This window comes from Leptotrichia hongkongensis (assembly GCF_041538065.1).
Classification (GTDB): domain Bacteria; phylum Fusobacteriota; class Fusobacteriia; order Fusobacteriales; family Leptotrichiaceae; genus Leptotrichia; species Leptotrichia hongkongensis.
The window spans coordinates 121,744-142,787 of the sequence record NZ_JBGORW010000009.1 but is presented as its reverse complement, the minus strand read 5'-3'; the positions used below and the strand labels follow the sequence as shown (position 1 = coordinate 142,787).

General features: G+C 31.2%; 20 protein-coding genes. 19 read left to right on the top strand and 1 reads right to left on the bottom strand.

From position 1 onward, the window contains the following. Positions 1-197 precede the first annotated feature (197 nt). Entirely contained in the window at positions 198-824 is a 627-nt protein-coding gene (locus ACEG17_RS08215; protein ID WP_372583322.1) for a histidine phosphatase family protein, read from the bottom strand. A 989-nt stretch (positions 825-1,813) separates the two neighbouring features. Here ACEG17_RS08215 and cobK point away from each other — a divergent pair. The 19 genes from cobK to der all read left to right on the top strand — a co-directional run bounded on the left by cobK (position 1,814) and on the right by der (position 21,021). Then, entirely contained in the window at positions 1,814-2,608 is a 795-nt protein-coding gene (gene cobK, locus ACEG17_RS08210; RefSeq protein ID WP_299574560.1) for a precorrin-6A reductase, read from the top strand. Positions 2,609-3,011: 403 nt separating this feature from the next. After that, the gene (yqeK, locus tag ACEG17_RS08205; RefSeq protein ID WP_372583321.1) at positions 3,012-3,587 is read left to right on the top strand and encodes a bis(5'-nucleosyl)-tetraphosphatase (symmetrical) YqeK; all 576 of its coding nucleotides are present in this window, start codon (positions 3,012-3,014) and stop codon (positions 3,585-3,587) included. Positions 3,588-3,851: 264 nt separating this feature from the next. Continuing rightward, positions 3,852-6,128 (top strand): ribonuclease R, encoded by a 2,277-nt coding sequence (gene rnr, locus ACEG17_RS08200; RefSeq protein ID WP_372583320.1) that lies wholly within the window; start codon positions 3,852-3,854, stop codon positions 6,126-6,128. 21 nt (positions 6,129-6,149) lie between these two features. Beyond that, the gene (gene smpB, locus ACEG17_RS08195) at positions 6,150-6,599 is read left to right on the top strand and encodes an SsrA-binding protein SmpB (protein ID WP_372583319.1); all 450 of its coding nucleotides are present in this window, start codon (positions 6,150-6,152) and stop codon (positions 6,597-6,599) included. A 225-nt stretch (positions 6,600-6,824) separates the two neighbouring features. Beyond that, positions 6,825-7,886, top strand: a complete 1,062-nt coding sequence (ulaG, locus tag ACEG17_RS08190) for an L-ascorbate 6-phosphate lactonase (protein ID WP_372583318.1) — start codon at positions 6,825-6,827, stop codon at positions 7,884-7,886. 70 nt (positions 7,887-7,956) lie between these two features. Then, entirely contained in the window at positions 7,957-9,480 is a 1,524-nt protein-coding gene (locus tag ACEG17_RS08185; protein ID WP_372583317.1) for a PTS sugar transporter subunit IIC, read from the top strand. Positions 9,481-9,532: 52 nt separating this feature from the next. Then, on the top strand, positions 9,533-9,814 hold the full coding sequence (locus tag ACEG17_RS08180; protein ID WP_021746590.1) for a PTS sugar transporter subunit IIB: 282 nt from the start codon (positions 9,533-9,535) through the stop codon (positions 9,812-9,814). 26 nt (positions 9,815-9,840) lie between these two features. Next, positions 9,841-10,290, top strand: a complete 450-nt coding sequence (locus ACEG17_RS08175; protein WP_372583316.1) for a PTS sugar transporter subunit IIA — start codon at positions 9,841-9,843, stop codon at positions 10,288-10,290. 105 nt (positions 10,291-10,395) lie between these two features. Next, on the top strand, positions 10,396-11,055 hold the full coding sequence (locus ACEG17_RS08170) for a 3-keto-L-gulonate-6-phosphate decarboxylase UlaD (RefSeq protein ID WP_006805560.1): 660 nt from the start codon (positions 10,396-10,398) through the stop codon (positions 11,053-11,055). A gap of 9 nt (positions 11,056-11,064) precedes the next feature. Beyond that, positions 11,065-11,940, top strand: a complete 876-nt coding sequence (locus ACEG17_RS08165; RefSeq protein ID WP_372583315.1) for an L-ribulose-5-phosphate 3-epimerase — start codon at positions 11,065-11,067, stop codon at positions 11,938-11,940. Then, the gene (araD, locus tag ACEG17_RS08160; protein WP_372583314.1) at positions 11,940-12,641 is read left to right on the top strand and encodes an L-ribulose-5-phosphate 4-epimerase; all 702 of its coding nucleotides are present in this window, start codon (positions 11,940-11,942) and stop codon (positions 12,639-12,641) included. Before ACEG17_RS08165 ends, araD begins: the two co-directional genes overlap by 1 nt. Before the next feature lie 103 nt (positions 12,642-12,744). Next, positions 12,745-13,152, top strand: a complete 408-nt coding sequence (locus ACEG17_RS08155; protein WP_021744463.1) for a helix-turn-helix domain-containing protein — start codon at positions 12,745-12,747, stop codon at positions 13,150-13,152. Positions 13,153-13,405: 253 nt separating this feature from the next. Continuing rightward, entirely contained in the window at positions 13,406-14,224 is an 819-nt protein-coding gene (locus ACEG17_RS08150; RefSeq protein ID WP_372583313.1) for a transketolase, read from the top strand. Between the two features lie 178 nt (positions 14,225-14,402). Continuing rightward, the gene (locus tag ACEG17_RS08145) at positions 14,403-15,332 is read left to right on the top strand and encodes a transketolase family protein (RefSeq protein WP_372583312.1); all 930 of its coding nucleotides are present in this window, start codon (positions 14,403-14,405) and stop codon (positions 15,330-15,332) included. A 59-nt stretch (positions 15,333-15,391) separates the two neighbouring features. Continuing rightward, positions 15,392-16,915: a phosphohexomutase domain-containing protein gene (locus ACEG17_RS08140; RefSeq protein ID WP_372583311.1), complete on the top strand. Its 1,524-nt coding sequence runs from the start codon at positions 15,392-15,394 to the stop codon at positions 16,913-16,915. Between the two features lie 274 nt (positions 16,916-17,189). Beyond that, entirely contained in the window at positions 17,190-17,819 is a 630-nt protein-coding gene (locus ACEG17_RS08135; RefSeq protein ID WP_297917868.1) for an adenylate kinase, read from the top strand. A 213-nt stretch (positions 17,820-18,032) separates the two neighbouring features. Continuing rightward, positions 18,033-18,806 carry a type I methionyl aminopeptidase gene (gene map / locus ACEG17_RS08130; protein WP_372583310.1) on the top strand — a complete coding sequence of 258 codons (774 nt, stop codon included), beginning with the start codon at positions 18,033-18,035 and terminating at the stop codon, positions 18,804-18,806. Between the two features lie 46 nt (positions 18,807-18,852). After that, positions 18,853-19,230, top strand: coding sequence for a DUF1304 domain-containing protein (locus ACEG17_RS08125; RefSeq protein ID WP_299573451.1), 378 nt, complete (start codon positions 18,853-18,855; stop codon positions 19,228-19,230). A gap of 465 nt (positions 19,231-19,695) precedes the next feature. Continuing rightward, positions 19,696-21,021 (top strand): ribosome biogenesis GTPase Der, encoded by a 1,326-nt coding sequence (gene der, locus ACEG17_RS08120; RefSeq protein ID WP_021743678.1) that lies wholly within the window; start codon positions 19,696-19,698, stop codon positions 21,019-21,021. Positions 21,022-21,044 lie beyond the last annotated feature (23 nt).

Here is a 21,044-nt window from a genome sequence, read left to right as displayed (position 1 = left end):
ACCGCTTCTCTTCTGATTTCCTTCTATGGAATTTTTTTTTGCCTATTTTTCATTATACAGCTCTTCTATAAAAAGTAAACTATAGTGAATTTATAGTAAAACTAGTTTAAAATAGAACTCAAAAATTATGACTATTTTACTCAAACCATAAATTATATAATTTCTATCAGTTCAATTTTAAATAGGTTCGAGTATAATTAAAGGGTTTTGTATTTTTCATTTTCTAAAGTAAAAATTTTATATTCTCCGTTACCTATTAGCTTGCGTTCGTCTAAATCATTAGCTTTTTTGTTTTGAATATAATTAAAAAATAGTTCTAAGACTGTTCCGTGTGTTACAATTAAAATATTTCCGTATTCATGGTTAGACCTGATTTTTTTTAAACCTTTTAAAAAACGTTCTAATCCATCTTTTAGTTCTTCTCCTTTTATATTTTTAGCAGTATAATTTTTTACATCGTAAAAGTAATTATGAGCTTCTTCCGGGTATTTTATAAAAATCTCTTTGAAATTCATTCCTTGCCATTCTCCAAAGTTGATTTCATTTAATTCGGATAGTTTATGAAGTGCTAATTTTTCATTTTTATTTTTTATTTTTTCAAAATTGTTATTTTGTAAAATTATTTTAGCAGTAGAAATTGTTCTTCCTAGTTCGCTAGTGTAAACTGCTTCGAATTTTATATTTTTAAGCTCTGATGCGGTTTTTTCGATTTTTTTTATTCCTTCTGGTGTAAGTGGTGAATTTAATTGCCCTTGAAATTTTTCTAATACGTTCCATTCTGTTTGCCCATGTCTTACAATATATAGTTTTAATTTGTTATCCATATTTTTATAAGGGTATCTTATAAGATGAAAATAAATTTTACTAACATAATGTTGTATACTGATTTGTTTGGTAATATTTTCTTTATGAGTAGAGAAATCTATTGAAAATAGTATTGATTTTATTTCTTAATTTATATAGTTATCCAAAAAAGTTTATTTTTAAAAATCAATAGATATTATTTTATTGATTTTATAGATGTAGTAAAATATATAGAATTTATAACTTAATATTTTTATTTATCTTATAAGACAGCTCCTTGTATTCCTTTCTGTCATTTTTTATTTTATACTAATTTATTTTAGAATAATAGATATTTCATGAATTTTCAATTACATAATATTAGTTAAACATTTTGATTTTCTTGTAATTATGTTAAACTTACTTGAAATGAAAAAATATGTCAAATTAATAAATTAGTTATACAGGTATATTTTTATTTTAAAATAGAACTAAGATATTTTTTGTTTATTTTATAAATTTTCAACTGCATATTTTCTAGTTTAGATTTAAAATTTTTTATTATTATTTTTGTTTCAAGTGAAGTTTAGCATTGAATTTTGAGAAAATCATAATTTTCAAATTTTGTAACTTAAGAGTTGTTTATTTATTGAAAAAGTTGATTAATATTGTAAATTTTTTCCTTAATAATGAATAGAATATCAGATTTTTTATTTATTGTAAAGTTTATTTTTTAAATATTTTATCTATTTTTTTTATTTATTTTGTAGTTTGATTTGTGTTATAGTGTTTAATATTATTTTCTATGTTAAATAGTGATTTATAAATTTTGAATTATATTACATATTATTTAATAATAAGATAAAAATATTGTACTTTTTATTCGATTAGTAAATTTATTAGAAAAATATATTGAATAAATTGTAAATAATATTTGCAAAAGTTAAAATTATTAGTATAATAATAAAGTAGTATAATCAAACATATTTGATAGATACTAAAATTATAATGATTAGGAAAGGGAAATTAAATGATTTGGATAATTGGTGGAACGAAAGATTCCAGAAGTATTTTAGATGAAGTTTTGAAAGTTCGGGAAGATGAGATTATAGTGAGTACAGCTACTGAGTATGGTGGAAAATTACTTGAAGATGTGGCTAAGAATGAAAAAGTGCATGTACTTTCAGAAAGATTGAATGTACTGCAGATTGAAAGCATGATTTTAGAGAAGAAGATTGACTTAATTATTGATGCTAGCCATCCATATGCACAAAATATTAGTAATACTGTTATTTCAATGGTAAGTTATTTGAATGAAAGAGCCGAAAAAGGAAAAGAGATAAAATATGTAAGATTTGAAAGAAAAATGGTTGATTATGGAAGTGAAAATGTATTTAAATTCCAAAATTTACAGGAAATAATTATGTTTTTAAATAAAGTTGAAAATAAAAATGTATTGAGTACATTGGGATCGAACACTTTGGCGGAAATAAAAGAAATAAGAGAGAAAAATAATTTGTTTGTTAGAATTCTGCCAACAACAACTTCAATACAAAGTGCTGAAGAGCTTGGATATTTACCTAAAAATATAATTGCAATGCAGGGGCCGTTTTCTAAAAATATGAATATTGCGATGTTAAAAGATTTTAAGATTGATTATCTTATAACAAAAGAGAGCGGTGAAACTGGGGGAGAACTTCAAAAAGTTGAAGCGTGTCAGGAATGTGGAGTAAAAATTTTAGCAATAAAACGTCCAGTATTGAATTATGGAATATTTTTCCATACAATTGAGGAATTGATTGAATATATTGTAAAACTTGTTTAAAGTTTTAGTGAAGAATAGTAGAAATAAATTATACAACTAGTATATTTTCTATTAAAAAAAATTACATTTTAATCATTTTAAAATATTAGATTTTATTCTTTTTTGAAAAATTTTCTATGAATTTATTATTTTATCGAGTTTAGTATAATAGTTTTTTTTAAGAAGTAAGAACAGCTTTAATAAAAAATAATAAAGCTTTCTTGCTTATTTAGATTTATTGTTTTTTTCTTTCTAGTGTAGTATAATAATGTCAATAGATGTTGATTTATAGTTATGCTTAAAAATTAGAGTAAAAATATGTAAAAAGTAAAGAATTGGCTGTAGAACAGGCTAATCTTTTATTCTTGATTTAAGCTGGAATTACTATATTTGAAAATTGTTATAAATTAGGGGAAGTGGTATTATGAATATAGAAGTAATTAAGAAGAATGTAAGAAAATATTTGGATGAAAAAAGATACGATCATGTGGAAAGAGTTGCTAAATGTGCTGTAGAACTTGCAAAAATTTATAATGTAGATGTGGAAAAAGTTGCAGCTTCAGCTTGGCTTCATGATGTGGCAAAATTTTTTGACTTGTCAGTTATGATTGACTTGACTAAGGGGAAATATCCTGAAGTAGAGGACAAGATGTCGAAGTCTACAGCTGTGCTTCATGGATTTGCAGGAGCTGAGTTTGTACGGCAAAACTATGAATTGTTTGGAATTGATGATGAAGAAATTTTGGATGGAATAAAATATCATACGATTGGGAAAGAAAATATGAGTACTCTTGCTAAGATTGTCTATCTTTCAGATGCGATTGAAGAAGGGAGAAGCTGGGAAGGTGTAGAAACAGCTAGAGAACTTGCAAAAACTGATTTAGATAAGGCAATAAAATTTGAAATTGAGGAAAAATTAAAATATTTACTTTCAAAGGATTCAATTATTCATCCGAATATTATAAAATTTAGAAATTCAATAATAGCAAATCAACTCTAAAATTAAAAAAATCAGATTTAATCTAAAAAATAAAAATTGATTTAAAATATATCTGAAAATTTATTATTTTCTCAATATATAAGTATATTTTATTAGAATTTTATAATTTAGACTAATACTAAATTTCATTTTAAAATATGAATTATATTAATTATAAGAAGTTTCAATACTCGTTAAAATAATATAGTTTAAAATTTATGAAGTATCTGTTATTTAAATGAAGAATAGTATAATTTGATGTATTGAATAAAATAGAGGTAAAATATGGGAAATAAACAAAAGAAAGAAAAAAATAAAAATATTGAAAATAGCGATAAAAATTTTCATAAGGGAAAAAAATTTAGTGGAAAAAATTACAATATAAAAAAAGAAAATGAAAAAACTCGGAAAATGGAACTCAAAGAAGAGCGTGAATTAAAATATTTGCGACAAGTACTAGCAGAATATGAGTTTACTTTTCAGGAAATATTGCAGCTGCTGGAATGGAGCCAGAAAAAGCGGAAAATGTATAAGCAACTTTTAAGTGCATGGGAAGAAAGTGGCGATATTTATTTGAAAAGGAATGGAAGATATACCTTGCCTGAGAAGGAAGGCTTTGTGAAAGGGGAAATTTCTATTTCTAATGGAAATTTCGGATTTCTTGATATTAATGGAGAGGCTAGTGTCTTTATTCCTGGAGCTTATTTAAATACAGCTATGAATGGAGATACTGTTCTGGTACGTATTTTGAAGGAAAGTTCAGATGGAAAGAAACGTGAAGGGGAAGTTTACAAAGTTGTTAAAAGAAATCGGGATGTTATTGTCGGCGTTTTTGAGCATAATTTAAGTTTTGGATTTGTGCGTCCAAGAAATTCTCCGAAGGATATTTATATTCCGAAAAAATTGATAAAAGGTGCAAAAACTGGAGATTTAGTGGCTGTAAAGGTGGATTTCTGGGGAGATGAGGAAAGAAAGCCTGAAGGAGAGATTGTAAGTGTTCTGGGAAGTCCTAAGGATACAGAGGCACTAATTTCATCATTGCTTTTGAATGAAGGAATTGAGGAGAAATTTCCAAATGAAGTATTGCAGGAACTGGACAAAATTGATGAAGATTTTTCGGAAGAACTAAAAAATCGAAAAGATTTGCGGGACCTTGATATTATTACAATTGATGGCTCTGATGCGAAAGATTTGGATGATGCGGTTTATGTGGAAAAAACAGAAGATGGGTATAAACTTTTTGTAAGTATTGCCGATGTTTCTTACTATGTACGGGAAAATAACGAGATTGATACAGAAGCATTGAAGCGTGGAAACTCAATTTATCTTGTAGACAGGGTAATTCCTATGTTGCCAAGAAAATTGTCAAATAATTTATGTTCGCTTAATCCGAATGAGGATAAACTGACTTTTACTGTAGAAATGGATTTGGATAAAAAAGGTAAAGTTGTAAGAAATGATTTTTACAAATCGGTTATAAAATCTAAATACAGAATGACTTACGAAAATGTGAATACAATTTTGGAAAAAAATGAAGAATCTGAAGAATATCGAAATCTATATGATAAATATAGAAAAATTGATGAAATGCTTAAAAATATGCTGGAATTATCTAAAATCATCAGAAACAACAAAAAGAGACGTGGGAGCATTGATTTTGAATTACCTGAGATAAAGGTAGTCTTAGATGAGAATAAAGCCGTAAAGGACATCGTATTGCGTTCTAGAGGGGAAGCTGAAAGAATTATTGAAGACTTTATGGTTATTGCAAATGAAACTGTGGCGGAAAAACTTTTCTGGGAAGAAATTCCAGCAATTTACAGAGTCCACGAAGATCCTGACAAGGCGAAAGTTCAAGCGTTAAATGAAACACTGATAAAATTTGGATATTCCCTAAAAGGATTGGAAGAAATGCATCCTGGCAAATTCCAGAACATAATAGAAAGAACGACAGGACTGCCAGAAGGGTATTTGATTCACAAACTGATTTTACGGGCAATGCAGCGTGCAAGATATGCCAACAAAAATCTGGGACATTTTGGTCTTGCTTCTAAATATTATCTGCACTTTACATCACCGATACGTCGTTATTCTGACTTAATTGTTCACAGAATGCTTGGACGTTCGATTGAAAAATTTATGAACGAAAAAGAAAAGGCTAAATATGGAGCTAATTTTGAAGCAATTGCCTCAAGTATTTCGAGAACTGAAAGAATAGCGGATAAACTGGAAGAAGACAGTGTAAAAATCAAGTTGATCGAGTATATGCAAGATAAAATTGGGCAAGTTTATATTGCTAGACTTAGCGGGATGAATAAAAATAAGATATTTATGGAACTAGAAAATCACATAGAAGTGGTTTACAATGTTACAACAGCACGTGATAATTTTATTTATGATGAGGAAAACTATAAAATCATAGATAAAAGAAATAATGAGTCCTACACTATGGGAAGCACAATGAAAGTAAGTGTTGTAAGTGCAAGTTATACAAAAATGGAAATTGAGGTCATACCTTATGTGGAAGAAAGACCAAAAATCGAGGAGGCTGAAGAGGAATAAAGAATATTGGAAGGAGGGAAAATGCCAGTATTAGCTAGAAATAAAAAGGCTTTTCACGATTATTTCATAGAAGACAAGCTGGAAGCAGGTATTGAACTTGTAGGAACGGAAGTGAAATCGGTGAAAGCTGGAAAAGTCAGCATAAAAGAAAGTTTTATAAGAATTATACGGGATGAAGTTTTTGTAATGAACATGCATATTACACCTTATGAATTTGGAAATATTAATAATGTGGCAGAATCCCGTGTGAGAAAATTGCTTTTGAATAGACGTGAAATAAAGAAATGGAGTGAGAAAATCAAAGAACAAGGCTACACTATTGTTCCAATTTCAGTTTATACAAAGCAAAGGCTTGTAAAAATGGAAATAGGGCTTGCGAAAGGTAAAAAAATACACGATAAAAGGGAATCGCTGAAAAGAAAAGATATTGACAGGAATATGAAGAAAATTCAAAAGAATTTTGGAAGATAGATGAGAATAAAATATTTTTAAATAAAAAATAGACAATAATATACAAATTAAAGTAAAAATTATTTGTTTTAATAATAACATTTTAGAAGAGGCTGATGATGCCTCTTTTATTTTTATAAAAATTTTTTTGAAAAATTATTGACTTTAAAAAAAAGTGGGGTATACTATTGTTAGCAAAAAGAAAACGACATATACAATTTAATAACATTTTTAGGAGGGACAATTATGTCAAAATTAGATGAAATCACAAGAGAATCTTGGATTTTAGGAACATTTCCTGAATGGGGAACTTGGTTAAATGAGGAAATAGCCGAAACAGTAGTAAAACCAAAAACTGTAGCAATGTGGTGGCTTGGAAACATGGGACTTTGGATAAAAACAGAAGGAAATGCAAATATTGCAATGGATATCTGGGTAGCAACAGGTAAAAGAAGTCAAAAAAATAAATTAATGAAACCTAAGCATCAGCATCAAAGAGCAGTCGGATGTGTAGCTTTACAGCCAAACTTAAGACTTACTCCGTGCGTAATAGATCCTTTTGCAATAGAAGGTCTTGATGCATTGCTTGCAACACATTCACATAGTGACCATATAGATGTAAATGTTGCGGCGGCAGTTGTAAAAAATTGTCCGGAAGCAAAATTCGTAGGACCAAAAACATGTATTGAAATTTGGAGAAAATGGGGAGTGCCTGAAGATAGACTGGTACAAGTAAAACCAGGAGATGAAATTACAATAAAAGATGCAAAAATAAAAGCATTAGAATCATTTGACAGAACTATGCTTTTAACAGTTGCTGAAGATGTAACATTAAAAGGAAATTTACCGCCTGATATGGATGAAATGGCAGTAAACTATTTAGTTGAAACAACTGGTGGAAATATTTACAACGCAGGAGATTCACACCATTCAAACTATTTTGTAAAACATGGAAATGAAAATAAAGTGGATGTGGCATTTGTAGGATATGGAGATAATCCAAGAGGAATGACAGATAAATTGACTTCTTCAGATGTGCTAAGAGTAGCTGAAGAATTGAAAACACAAGTTGTTATACCGCTTCATCATGATATTTGGTCTAACTTTATGGCAGATCCAAAAGAAATAACATTATTGTGGAATTATAGAAAAGACAGAATGAAGTATGAATTTAAGCCATATATATGGCAGCCTGGAGGGAAATTTGTATTCCCTGATAATAAAGATGACATGGAATATATGTACAGAAGAGGATTTGAAGACGCATTTACAATAGAACCTGATTTGCCATTTAAATCATTCTTATAGGAAAATTAAATATATGGAAAAATATTTGATAAAATGAAATTATTAAAAAAATATATAAAGGAGAAAAATCATGAATTTATTAATGGCAATTGGAACGTGGTTTGGGCAAAATATTTTAACTAAGCCAGAATTTTTTGTAGGTTTACTGGTTTTTGTTGGATATTTGTTCTTAGGTAAAAAAATATACGAGGCAGTTGGAGGGTTTATTAAGGCAACTGTAGGATATATGATATTGAATGTCGGTGCAGGAGGGCTGGTAACAACATTTAGACCAATACTAGCGGCATTAAAGACTAAATTTGAATTAAATGCGGCAGTTATAGATCCTTACTTTGGATTGCAGGCTGTGGATGAAGCAATAAAAAATATTATTGAACAGGATTCATCTAAATCTAATTTGGCAGCAGCAGTTATGATGGCACTTCTTATAGGATTTGTTATAAATATACTATTAGTGTTGTTTAGAAAATTTACTAAAGTAAGAACATTGTTCATAACAGGGCATATTATGCAGCAACAGGCTTCTACAGCAGCTTGGATGATATTCTTCCTGTTCCCTCAGTTCCAAAATATAAAGGGAGTAATATTAATAGGAATTTTTGCAGGAATATATTGGGCAGTTGGATCAAACTTATCAGTGGAACCAACTCAAAGATTGACTGAAAATGCTGGATTTGCAATAGGGCACCAACAAATGTTTGCTATATGGGTAGCAGATAAATTGGCACCAAAAATAGGAAATCCTAAAAAGAAACTGGATGATTTGAAATTGCCTAAATGGTTATCAATGCTTCACGATGATATTATTGCAACAGGGCTTATAATGATAGTATTCTTTGGAATAATAATGTGGGTTCTAGGGCCTGAATTCTTTACTGCAAAATTTGGTAAATGTGTTATTGAAAATAGTGTACAGACTTGTCCAGTTATAAATCCTCATGGTGTTGCGACAGGAGCGTTTGATCCTAAAAAACTTTCATTTGGTACTTATATTGTTTCAACAACATTATTGTTTGCAGTATATTTAACAATTTTGAAAACAGGAGTTAGAATGTTCGTATCAGAATTGACAGTGTCATTCCAAGGTATTTCAAATAAAATATTGCCTGGATCATTACCTGCAGTAGACTGTGCGGCTTCTTATGGATTTGGATCACCAAGTGCAGTATTATTCGGATTTTTAATAGGAACAATCGCTCAATTTATTTCAATAGCAGGATTACTAATTTTCAAATCACCTGTATTTATTATAACAGGATTCGTTCCAGTATTCTTTGATAATGCAACTATTGCTGTGTATGCTGATAAACGTGGGGGAGCAAGAGCTGCATTCATATTGTCAGCTTTATCAGGAGTATTGCAAGTATTATGCGGAGCTGTGGCTGTAGCGTTATTCCAGTTAAAAGGTGGATGGCACGGAAATATCGACCAAAGTACAGTATGGCTTGCTCAAGGATTTGTAATGAAATATTTAGGAGTAATTGGATATGTATTGGTAATTGCTACAATGCTTCTAATTCCTCAAATTCAATATGCTAAATCTAAAAATAAAGAGCAATATTATGAAGGAACAGTAGATTTAGAAGAAGTTTAAAATTTTAAAAAATAAAAAAGTAAAAAAGAAAAAAAGAAAGAAGTGAATAATAATGATAAAAGTATTAGCAGTCTGCGGAAGTGGAATGGGAACAAGTATGATTATGAAGTTAAAAGTTGGAAAAGTTTTACAAAAATTGGGAGTACAGGCAGATGTAAATTCATGCAGTCTAGGAGAAGCTAAATCAGGACTTTCAAATTACGATTTAGTTCTTGCTTCAACTCATATCGCATCTGAATTAAAAGGTGGACCAAACACAAAAATAATTGGGCTTTTAAACTTACTTGATGAAAAAGAGCTAGAAAGTAAATTGACAGAAGCTGGAATAGCTTAAAAAATAAAAGTTGAGAGGAGATTTTTATGAATTTGCTGGATTCTTTGAAAGAAAATAATTCTGTTGTGCTACAGCAGGAGGCAAATAATTGGGAAGAAGCAATAAAAGTATGTATGAAACCTCTTTTGGAAAGCAATTCAATAGAGGAAAAATACATAGAAAATATAATAAAAAGAACAAAGGAGTTAGGTCCTTTCTACATTTTGGCTCCAGGATTGGCAATGCCACATGAACGTCCTGAAATGGGAGTTAATAAAAATTCTTTCAGTCTTGTTACGTTGAAAAAGCCAGTATCATTTCCAGACGGACAGGAAGTAGATATATTAATTGGACTGGCAGCTGAAAATGATGAAGTTCATGCAGGAGAAGCAATACCTCAAATTGTAATGCTTTTTGATGATGAAGATATTTTTGAAAAAATAAGAGAGGCTAAAACATCACAAGATATTTATAACTTGATAGAAGAAAAAGCATAACATATAAAAAAACCACTTTAAATTGCTCAAACTCTTTCTTAAATAATTTTTTAAGAGTTTGAGTATATTTTAAAAACGCATAAATTATGAAATGGAGGAAAAGTGATGGCAAAACCATTATTACAAGTTGCACTTGATCATTCGGATTTGAAAGGTGCGATAAAAGCGGCAGTATCAGTTGGGGAAGAAGTTGATGTGATAGAAGCTGGGACAGTGTGCTTGCTACAAGTTGGGAGTGAATTAGTTGAGGTATTAAGAAATTTATTTCCTGATAAAATAATAGTAGCAGATACAAAATGTGCAGATGCAGGGGGAACAGTTGCTAAAAATAATGCTGTACGTGGAGCAGACTGGATGACTTGTATCTGTTCTGCAACAATTCCTACAATGAAAGCGGCTTTAAAAGCTATAAAGGAAGAACGTGGAGAACGTGGGGAAATTCAAGTGGAACTGTATGGAGACTGGACTTATGAACAAGCTCAGCTTTGGTTAGATGCGGGAATTAATCAGGCTATTTACCATCAAAGCAGAGATGCCTTGCTGGCTGGAGAAACTTGGGGAGAAAAGGACTTGAATAAAGTCAAAAAATTAATTGAAATGGGATTTAAAGTTTCTGTAACAGGTGGACTTAATACTGATACATTAAAATTATTTGAAGGTGTGGATGTGTTTACGTTTATTGCAGGGCGTGGAATTACTGAAGCAGATGATCCTGCGGCAGCTGCCAGAGCATTTAAAGCAGAAATTGATAAATATTGGAAATAGAGGAATAATATGAAAGATCTTAATAAATTAAATTTAGGAATATATGAAAAAGCTCTTCCTAAAGATATTGACTGGGTTGACAGAATAAAGCTTGTTAAAGAATGCGGATATGATTTTGTGGAAATTTCTATAGATGAAACTGATGAAAGGCTTGCAAGACTGGATTGGTCCGATGACGAAATAAACAAAATTCATAAGGCATTAATAGATAATGGAGTTAGAATACCATCAATGTGCTTTAGCGGACATAGAAGATTTCCAATGGGAAGCATGGATGAAAAAACTAGGGAAAAGGCTATGGAGCTAATGCAAAAAGCAATAATTTTTGCAGATAAAATGGGAATTAGAACGATTCAAATGGCTGGATATGATGTTTATTATGAAAAAGGAAATGAGCAGACTAAAAAATATTTTACTGAAAATTTGAAAAAGGCAGTAGAATGGGCATCTTCGTACAACGTAACACTATCAATAGAAATTATGGATCATCCGTTTATCAATTCCATTACAAAATATATGGAATATGCGGATATAATTAAATCTCCATGGCTAAAGGTTTATCCAGATGTAGGAAATTTGACAGCATGGCCTGAAAATGACACGCTGAAGGAATTGGAATTAGGAATAAAAAACGGAGAAATAACAGGAATTCATTTAAAGGATACTTTAGCAGTAACTGATACTTTTGAAGGGAAATTTAAGGAAGTTCCTTTTGGAGAAGGGTGTGTAGATTTTCCAAAAGTATTTAAAAAATTAAAAGAATTAAATTATAAAGGACCTTTTTTAATAGAAATGTGGACTGAAAAATCAGATAATCCAATTGAAGAAGTAAAAAAGGCAAAGCAATGGATGCTGGATAAAATGAAGGAAGGTGGATTTATCTAATGCTGGAAAAATTAAAGGATCAAGTATTTAAGGCAAATTTAGAATTGCCAAAAAAAGGGCTGGTATTATTTACTTGGGGAAATGTGAGTGGAATTGACAGAGAAAAAAATCTGATTGTTATAAAACCTAGCGGTGTGGACTACGAAACAATGAAAGTAGAAGATATGGTAGTAGTTGATTTGGATGGAAATGTTGTAGAAGGTGATTTAAATCCTTCATCAGATACTCCTACACATATTGAGCTTTATAAAAAGTTTCCTTCAATAGGCGGAATAGTTCATACTCATTCAACAAATGCTACAATATGGGCTCAAAGCGGAAGGGATATTCCAGCATACGGGACAACAAATGCTGATTATTTCTATGGGTCAATACCTTGTACAAGAAAAATGACAAAAGAGGAAATCACAGGAGAATATGAAAAAGAAACAGGAACGGTAATTATAGAAACTTTTGAAAAAAGAAATCTAAATCCACAATATATTCCAGGAGTTCTTGTAAATAGTCACGGACCTTTTACATGGGGAAAAAATCCTGATGAAGCTGTTTATAATTCTGTTGTATTGGAGGAAGTGGCAAAAATGGCAATGTTTACTGAAATGGTAAACAAAGATATAAAGCCAATGCAACAGGAGTTACTAGATAAGCATTTCTTGAGAAAACATGGAGCGAATGCTTATTATGGACAAAAGAAAAAATAATTTATAGACCGCATTTGTTGTGTAGTAAAAAGTTTCAGCAGTTCACAAAATCATAAAATTATGATATTATATTTCTATATGAATAAATTGATAAGGTGAAAAAATGGCTGAAAATGACAGTATAAAAACTAACTCTAATCTTGTAGAAGCATTAGGGTATTATATAAAAAATAAAAGACTACAAAAAAATATAGGACTAAGAGAAATGGCAGAAATGCTAAAAATCAGTCCAGCTTATTTATCTAATCTGGAATCAGGCAAGCATAATATGACAAATCCTCTTCTACTTAAAAAAATTGCTAAAATATTAAAGATAGATCATCTGAAACTATTTAAAATAATAGGATACACAGATAAGGATATGTCAGATTTGAAAAAGGAGCTTACTAATGAGATAATAGAGGAATTTTCAGATATAAATATCGGAGAAATAGTTAGGAATCTAATGGATATGAATTCAGAAAAAATAGAGCTGGTCAAGCAGTATATAGAACTGCTAAATAAAAAATAGTTACCGCTTTTTGTAAAAATGAAGGGAGTTTCACATTTTAGGTGGTTGCTCCCTTTTTATATGGAGTTGATAAAAATAACTAATTTTTATCTTAATTTTTAAGCGAATTGACTATATAGTAAAACTGCTTTAAAACTAAACTCAAAAGGCGATGACTATTTTACTCAAACCCTAAATCAATATAATTTTTAGTAGTTTAATTTTAAATAGGTTTGAGTATAATATAAAAATATTAATTTATAGGAGGCTTTTTATGAAAGTTGAGGAAATTCAAAAAATTTCAAAAGAACTTAGAAAAGATATTATTGAAATGATTTACAGGGCAAAATCAGGACATCCGGGAGGTTCACTTTCGATTGCTGATATTTTAGCTGTGCTTTACTGGAAAGAAATGAATATTGATCCAAAAAATCCAAAAATGGAAAACAGAGACAGATTAGTTCTTAGTAAGGGGCATGCTGCTCCTGCACTGTATGCGGCTTTGATTGAAAAAGGATTTTTAGGAGATGAAGGGGAAAATCTTATTCCAACACTTAGAAAATGGCACTCTCCGCTTCAAGGACATCCTGATATGAAAAAATTGGCTGGAGTTGAAATGTCAACAGGTTCTTTGGGACAAGGACTGTCTGCAGCAAACGGAATGGCTTTGAGCGCAAAAATTTACAATAATGACTATAGAGTTTATGCAATTCTAGGAGATGGAGAATTGCAGGAAGGGCAAGTTTGGGAAGCGGCTATGACTGCGGCACATTACAAGCTTGACAATTTAGTTGCGATAGTTGACTATAACAACTTGCAAATTGATGGAAAAGTTTCGGATGTAATGGATGTTGCTCCGATTGGAGAAAAGTTCAAGGCATTCAAATGGAATGTAATCGAGATTGACGGACACAATTATGAAGAAATCATAAATGCTCTTGACACAGCAAGAACAGTTAAAGGACAGCCGACAGTTATTGTTGCAAACACTGTAAAAGGAAAAGGTGTCTCATTTATGGAAAATAACGCTGGATTCCACGGAGCTGCTCCAAATGATGAAGAATACAAGAAGGCAATGGAAGAATTGAGTTAACAATAGCAAGGGAAATCAATCGCCATTTCCCTTCATTTCGCGATAATAGTTATTTTAACATATTTAAATAATGGCGTATTAAAGAGAATGGCGAAAGTGCTATGCACTAACTCTGGCTTGTGGAACAGTATTAGAAAGTTTTTAAAAATAATGAAATAAAAAATAGGAGAATATGAGAATGGAAAAAAAATCAACTAGAGTGGCTTATGGAGAAGCGTTAGTTAAATTGGGAAAAGTAAATAAAGATGTGGTGGTACTGGAAGCAGACTTGTCAAAATCAACAATGACTGCATATTTTAAAAAAGAGTTTCCAGAAAGACATATAAATGTTGGGATTGCAGAGGCTGATATGATTGGAACAGCGGCAGGTATTGCAACGACTGGGAAAATACCGTTTGCTTCAACTTTTGCACATTTTGCGGCTGGACGTGCCTTTGACCAGGTCAGAAACTCGGTTGCATATCCGCATTTAAATGTCAAGATTTGTCCAACTCACGCAGGGGTTTCGTTAGGAGAGGATGGAGGTTCACATCAGTCAGTTGAGGATGTGGCATTAATGCGTGCAATTCCAGGAATGGTAGTGCTATCGCCAGCAGATGCAGTAGAAACAGAAAAAATGGTCTTTGCAGTGGCTGAATATGAAGGGCCTGTGTATGTAAGACTTGGAAGACTGAATATACCGGTATTATTTGATGAAAACTATAAATTTGAAATAGGAAAAGCTGCAACTTTGAGAGAAGGAAACGATGTAGCAATATTAGCGACTGGCCTTATGGTTTCAGAAGCTCTTGAAGCAGCAAAATTACTGGAAGAAAAAGGAGTAAAGGCAAGAGTGGTAAATGTTTCTACGATAAAGCCGTTAGACACAGAAACAGTTTTAAAAGCGGCAAAAGAATGTAAATTTATTGTAACAAGTGAAGAGCATTCTGTAATTGGGGGACTTGGAAGTGCAGTTTCAGAATATTTATCAGAAGTTCATCCAACAAAAGTTGTAAAACATGGAATACAGGATGTTTTTGGACAAAGTGCAGATGGAGAGACTATGCTTACAAATTATGGGCTTAGAGCGAAGGATATTGCACAAACAGTGCTGAATAATTTAAAATAGTAAATTAAGTGAACAATAATAGAAAAGCCATACCAATTTTCAAAACGAGGAGAATAGGTATGGCTTTACTTGAAAAGAGAGGTATTTTTATGGATTTAAAAAATATGATAAGTGGGACTGATATTCGGGGAATAGTTTCAAAATACGAAGATAAGGACATTAATTTATCTGAAAAGGAAGTTGAGTTCATAGCAAAAGGATTTGGGCTTTGGATAACTGAAAAATGTGATGAAATAGCAAAGAGTCAAAACAGGAAGGTTAAAGTGGCAGTTGGGTACGATGCAAGGCATACAGGACCTAAATTTTCAGAAATTATAAGAAAAACTTTGATGGAAATGGGAATTGATGTATATGATTGCGGAATGTCAATAACACCATCACTATTTATGACTACGATATTTGAGGATTATAAAGCTGATGGTGCAATGATGATAACTGCCAGCCATTTACCGAGCTACTACAATGGAATTAAATTTTTTACGAAAAATGGGGGGCTTCAAAAAAGTGATGTTAATGAATTTCTAGAAATGGCTGAAAAACAAGAAAAAAATTTGCTCAAAAAAGAAAAAGGTGTAGAAACTTTAAAAAATCTAGCAGATGACTATGCTTCATATATATGCGAACTAATAAAAAATAAAATTGGGAAAGGGGATAAACCGCTAAAAAACTTAAGGATAGTGATTGATGCAGGAAATGGAGCTGCAGGATTTTTTGCTAAAAAGGTAATAGAAGTTTTGGGCGGAGATACTACTGGAAGCCAATTTTTAAATCCTGATGGTAACTTTCCAAATCATATTCCGAATCCTGAAGCAAAAGAAGCGATAGAATCAATAAAAAAAACAGTTCTTGATAATAATGCAGATTTTGGAATAATATTTGATGCAGATGGAGATAGAAGCGCCTTTATAGATAAGAATGGACGTGAAATTAACAGAAATAACCTTATCGCATTGCTTAGTGAAATATTGTTAAAAGAACATTCTGGTGGGATAATTGTAACAGATTCGATTACATCAGCAGGGCTAAAAGAGTTTATAGAAAACCGTGGCGGGATTCACCACAGATTCCAGCGAGGATATAAAAACGTAATAAACGAATCTATAAGACTGAATAATGAAGGAAAGTATTCTCCTCTTGCTATAGAAACGTCAGGACATGCCGCATTTAAAGAAAATTATTTTCTTGATGATGGAGCATACATGGCTGCAAGGCTTTTGGTTCAGCTTGTAGAGAGCAGGGAAAAAGGCATTGAATTTACAGATGTTCTGAATGAGTTGCCTGAGCCTGCTCAGGAAATAGAAATAAGAATTCCTATAAAAGATAAAGATTTTCGGACTTGTGGAGAAAAAATTGTGGAAAACTTTAAGGAATATGCTGAAAAAAAAGAAGATTGGAGCCTAGAAAGTCCTAACTATGAAGGTGTAAGAGTAAATGTAGGTCAAAAAAGCTGGTTTTTAATCAGATTATCACTGCATGAACCACTTTTGTGTGTTAATATAGAAGCAGAAAAAGAAGGAATGGGGAATGATATTTTAGAAGAATTGAAGGATTATTTAAAAAAATACGAAAAAATAGAAATTTAAGAAAAAATAAAAAATAAAAATTAAAAAAAGGTATTGATAAAATTTATAAATGTGGTAAAATATATATGGGTTTATTACCCACTCTAACTTAAATTAGCTAAATAGTTCTTTAGCAGAAAAAACTGATTAAATTCAGTTTTTTTTCTTTTTTGGTTATTTTTTTGAAAATTTAAAAAAGAAAATTGAAAAATGGCTTTTAAAATGTTAAAATTAGATGTGAAAAAATAAATTTGGAAAGGAGCGATATTTAATTTTAAATATCGGATAAATAATTATGAATATAGTGTTATTTGGAGCACCTGGAGCAGGAAAAGGAACTCAGGCAAAGGAATTAATTCAAAAATATGAAATTCCTCAAATTTCAACAGGAGACATTTTGAGAGCTGCAATTGCAAACAAGACTCCACTAGGACTGGAAGCCAAAAAATTGATGGATGAAGGTAAATTAGTTTCTGATGATATTGTAAATGGGCTTGTAGAAGCAAGATTGCAGGAAGATGACTGTAAAAAAGGATTCATTTTGGATGGATTTCCAAGAACAGTGGCTCAAGCTGAAGAACTTGACAAAATTTTGGCAAAATCAAACAGAGAAATTGAAAAAGTAATCGCACTTGAAGTTAGCGATGAAGAAATTATTGAAAGAATCACAGGAAGAAGAGTATCAAAAAAGACTGGTAAAATTTATCATATAAAATATAATCCGCCAGTTGATGAAAATCCAGAAGATTTGGAACAAAGGGCAGATGATAATGAAGAAACAGTGAAAAAAAGACTTGCAGTTTACAACGAACAGACAGCACCAGTATTGGATTTTTACAAAAAACAAAATAAAGTTTACAGTGTAGATGGTGCAAAAAAACTGGAAGAAATTACAAAAGATATAATTGATATCTTGGAAAAATAGTAAATAATTTTAAAATTATTTAAGATTGAATTGATAAAAATTATGAAACTTTAGAACTTGAATTTAGTTTTAGAGTAATGTTGCTAAACTTATTTGATAATTAATAAAATTTTATTTGCAAAAGTACAAGATTTTTTGTAAAAAAGTATTAAATTGTCAAATATGTAGACTAAAAAAATAAAAAAAGAAATTTAGAAAGAAGAAGTACAAAAAATGATAATTTATAAAACATTGGATGAAATAAAAAAAATAAAAAAAGCTAATGAAATAATCGCAAGACTTTTTGAAGATGTATTGCCAAAACACGTAAAAGCTGGAATCAGTACATATGAACTGGATCAAATCGCTGAAGACTACATTAGAAGTCAAGGAGCAATTCCAGGAACGAAAGGTTACGATGTGGGACATCCATATCCTCCTTATCCAGCCGCAACTTGTATTTCTGTAAACGAAGTCGTAGTACACGGTATTCCAAGCAAAAAGCAAATACTAAAGGAAGGCGATATTCTGACAGTTGATACGGTTACAGTACTTGATGGATATTTTGGTGACGCTGCGATTACTTATGCTGTGGGAGAAATTGACGAAACTTCTAAAAAACTTATGGAAGTTACTGAAAAGGCAAGAGATATCGGAATTGAAGTGGCACGTGCCGGAAACAGAATTGGAGATATCGGGCATGCTATTCAGGAATATGTAGAGAGCTTTGGATTCTCACTTGTAAGAGATTTTGCAGGGCATGGAGTAGGAAAGGAAATGCACGAAGACCCAATTATTCCAAATTATGGAAAAGCTGGAACAGGAGCTAAAATTGAAGATGGAATGGTAATTACAGTTGAGCCGATGGTAAATGTCGGGACTTATAGAGTGAAAGTATTATCTGATATGTGGACAGCGGTTACTAAAGATGGTAAACGTTCAGCCCAATACGAACATAGCCTTGCCATTATTGATGGAAAGCCTGTAATTTTAAGTGTAAGAGATTAAGCTAAATAGAAAGAATAAAAAAATATAAAGAAGGGAGAGAATTATTTTGAGCATACTGGCATTCATATTAATATTATTTGTGGCGTTGGAGCATTATTATATATTAATCCTTGAAATGTATCTTAATGAAAGTGAAACTGTTCAAAGAAACTTTGGACTGGAAATAGACTTTTTAAAAGATGAACGTGTAAAAAAAATGATGGCAAATCAAGGGCTGTACAACGGTTTTCTTGCCACAGGATTAGTGTGGAGTTTAATCGAAAGTGGAGAATTTCAATTTCAAATTGCAGTTTTCTTCCTAATTTGTATTATCTGTGCAGCTATTTATGGTTCTGTCACAGTTTCTAAAAAAATATTTTTAGTGCAGGGTTTACCTGCTTTAATGGCTATTATCGCAGTATTGTTGCCATTAGTAGTTTCATAAATTTAATTGGATTTCAAAGGAATTCTTAAACTTGAAAATTTGATTTTAGAGAGTTTAGGTGTTTTGTGTATATAAAATTTAAAAAATATTTGCAAAAAGACTGGAGATAATGCTCTAGTCTTTATTTTATTTGCACTTTTTCTGTAATATCAATAAAAAAAACTAATAAAAATACAAAAAATATGATAAAATATATTGTATAGTAAAACTGCTTTAAAACTAAACTCAAAAGGCTATGACTATTTTACTCAAACCCTAAATCAATATAATTTTTAGTAGTTTAATTTTAAATAAGTTTGAGTATATATTCAAATTCTTCTAAAATTATTTGAATAATTTTGAGAGAGAATTTATAAAAGTTAGGAAAATTAAATGAAAATTTGGTTTCAGGAATTTTTTGTAAATTGCAAAAAAATTTGATTGATAATTTAAAGGGAAAAAATAAATAGAAAATTGGAGGAAAATATGAAACATACAGTAGCGATTGTTGGTAGACCTAATGTGGGGAAATCAACCTTATTTAATAAGCTCGTGGGTGACAGGCTGTCTATCGTGAAGGATGAGCCAGGAGTTACTAGAGATAGGCTTTATCGTGAGATGGAGTGGAGTGGAAAAGAGTTCATCTTGGTAGATACTGGAGGGCTTGAGCCACGTACAGAAGACTTTATGATGGGGAAAATTAAGCAGCAGGCACAGGTCGCAATTGACGAGGCGGACGTAATTATATTTCTAGTAGATGGAAAAGCTGGGATTACTGGACTTGACGAGGATGTGGCAACTGTACTTAGAAGACAGGATAAAAAGGTTGTTGTAGCTGTAAATAAGATTGACAATTATATGCGTGACCAGGAAAATATTTTTGAATTTTATGGACTAGGATTTGAAGAAGTTATTGGAATTTCTGGGGAGCATAAGACTAATTTGGGAGATTTGCTTGATGCTGTAATTAATAAATTTGAGGATAAGAAAATAAAAAGGACAGAAGAAGGACTTAATATTGCAATTCTTGGAAGACCGAATGCTGGAAAATCTTCACTTGTAAATAAGCTTTTAAATGAAGAACGTTCGATTGTAAGTGATATTGCCGGAACGACTAGAGATTCGATTGACTCGAGTTTGAGATATAATGGAGAAACCTATACATTAATTGATACAGCGGGAATCCGTAGAAAATCGAAAGTGGAAGATGACATTGAATATTACAGTGTATTACGTGCAATAAAAGCTATAAAAAGGGCAGATGTGTGTGTGCTGATGCTAGATGCAACAGAACTTTTGACAGATCAGGATAAAAGAATTGCAGGGATGATTTATGAGGAGAGAAAGCCGATTATTATTGCAGTAAACAAATGGGATTTGATTGAAAAGGATAACAACAGTGTGAAGGAATTTACGGCTTTGATAAAAGCAGACTTAGCATTTTTAGATTATGCTCCGATTGTTACAATTTCGGCATTGACTGGGAAAAGAACGTTGAATATACTAGAACAGGCTAAATTTATCAATGAAGAATACCATAAAAAGATATCAACTGGACTATTGAATCAGATTTTGGCAGAAATGATAGCACAGAATCCAGTGCCTACAAGAAAAGGACGGGCAGTAAAAATAAATTATGCGACACAGGTAAGTCAGGCACCGCCAAAATTTGCATTTTTTGCGAACAATCCAGAATTAATACATTTTTCTTATCAAAGATATATTGAGAATAAATTAAGAGAATATTTTGGATTTGAAGGATGTCCGATTGATATTGTGTTTAACAAGAAAAGTGACAAGTCCTTTGGATAGACATTAACGAGTAGAAAGGAAGA

Coding starts and splice junctions, on each gene's coding strand:
- smpB (WP_372583319.1), top strand. CDS start 6,150: ATGCCAGTATTAGCTAGAAATAAAAAGGCTTTTCACGATTATTTCATA.
- ACEG17_RS08170 (WP_006805560.1), top strand. CDS start 10,396: ATGGCAAAACCATTATTACAAGTTGCACTTGATCATTCGGATTTGAAA.
- ACEG17_RS08215 (WP_372583322.1), bottom strand. CDS start 824: ATGGATAACAAATTAAAACTATATATTGTAAGACATGGGCAAACAGAA.
- ACEG17_RS08165 (WP_372583315.1), top strand. CDS start 11,065: ATGAAAGATCTTAATAAATTAAATTTAGGAATATATGAAAAAGCTCTT.
- der (WP_021743678.1), top strand. CDS start 19,696: ATGAAACATACAGTAGCGATTGTTGGTAGACCTAATGTGGGGAAATCA.
- rnr (WP_372583320.1), top strand. CDS start 3,852: ATGGGAAATAAACAAAAGAAAGAAAAAAATAAAAATATTGAAAATAGC.
- ACEG17_RS08185 (WP_372583317.1), top strand. CDS start 7,957: ATGAATTTATTAATGGCAATTGGAACGTGGTTTGGGCAAAATATTTTA.
- ACEG17_RS08175 (WP_372583316.1), top strand. CDS start 9,841: ATGAATTTGCTGGATTCTTTGAAAGAAAATAATTCTGTTGTGCTACAG.
- ACEG17_RS08145 (WP_372583312.1), top strand. CDS start 14,403: ATGGAAAAAAAATCAACTAGAGTGGCTTATGGAGAAGCGTTAGTTAAA.
- map (WP_372583310.1), top strand. CDS start 18,033: ATGATAATTTATAAAACATTGGATGAAATAAAAAAAATAAAAAAAGCT.
- yqeK (WP_372583321.1), top strand. CDS start 3,012: ATGAATATAGAAGTAATTAAGAAGAATGTAAGAAAATATTTGGATGAA.
- ACEG17_RS08180 (WP_021746590.1), top strand. CDS start 9,533: ATGATAAAAGTATTAGCAGTCTGCGGAAGTGGAATGGGAACAAGTATG.
- araD (WP_372583314.1), top strand. CDS start 11,940: ATGCTGGAAAAATTAAAGGATCAAGTATTTAAGGCAAATTTAGAATTG.
- ACEG17_RS08135 (WP_297917868.1), top strand. CDS start 17,190: ATGAATATAGTGTTATTTGGAGCACCTGGAGCAGGAAAAGGAACTCAG.
- ACEG17_RS08140 (WP_372583311.1), top strand. CDS start 15,392: ATGGCTTTACTTGAAAAGAGAGGTATTTTTATGGATTTAAAAAATATG.
- ACEG17_RS08150 (WP_372583313.1), top strand. CDS start 13,406: ATGAAAGTTGAGGAAATTCAAAAAATTTCAAAAGAACTTAGAAAAGAT.
- ACEG17_RS08155 (WP_021744463.1), top strand. CDS start 12,745: ATGGCTGAAAATGACAGTATAAAAACTAACTCTAATCTTGTAGAAGCA.
- cobK (WP_299574560.1), top strand. CDS start 1,814: ATGATTTGGATAATTGGTGGAACGAAAGATTCCAGAAGTATTTTAGAT.
- ulaG (WP_372583318.1), top strand. CDS start 6,825: ATGTCAAAATTAGATGAAATCACAAGAGAATCTTGGATTTTAGGAACA.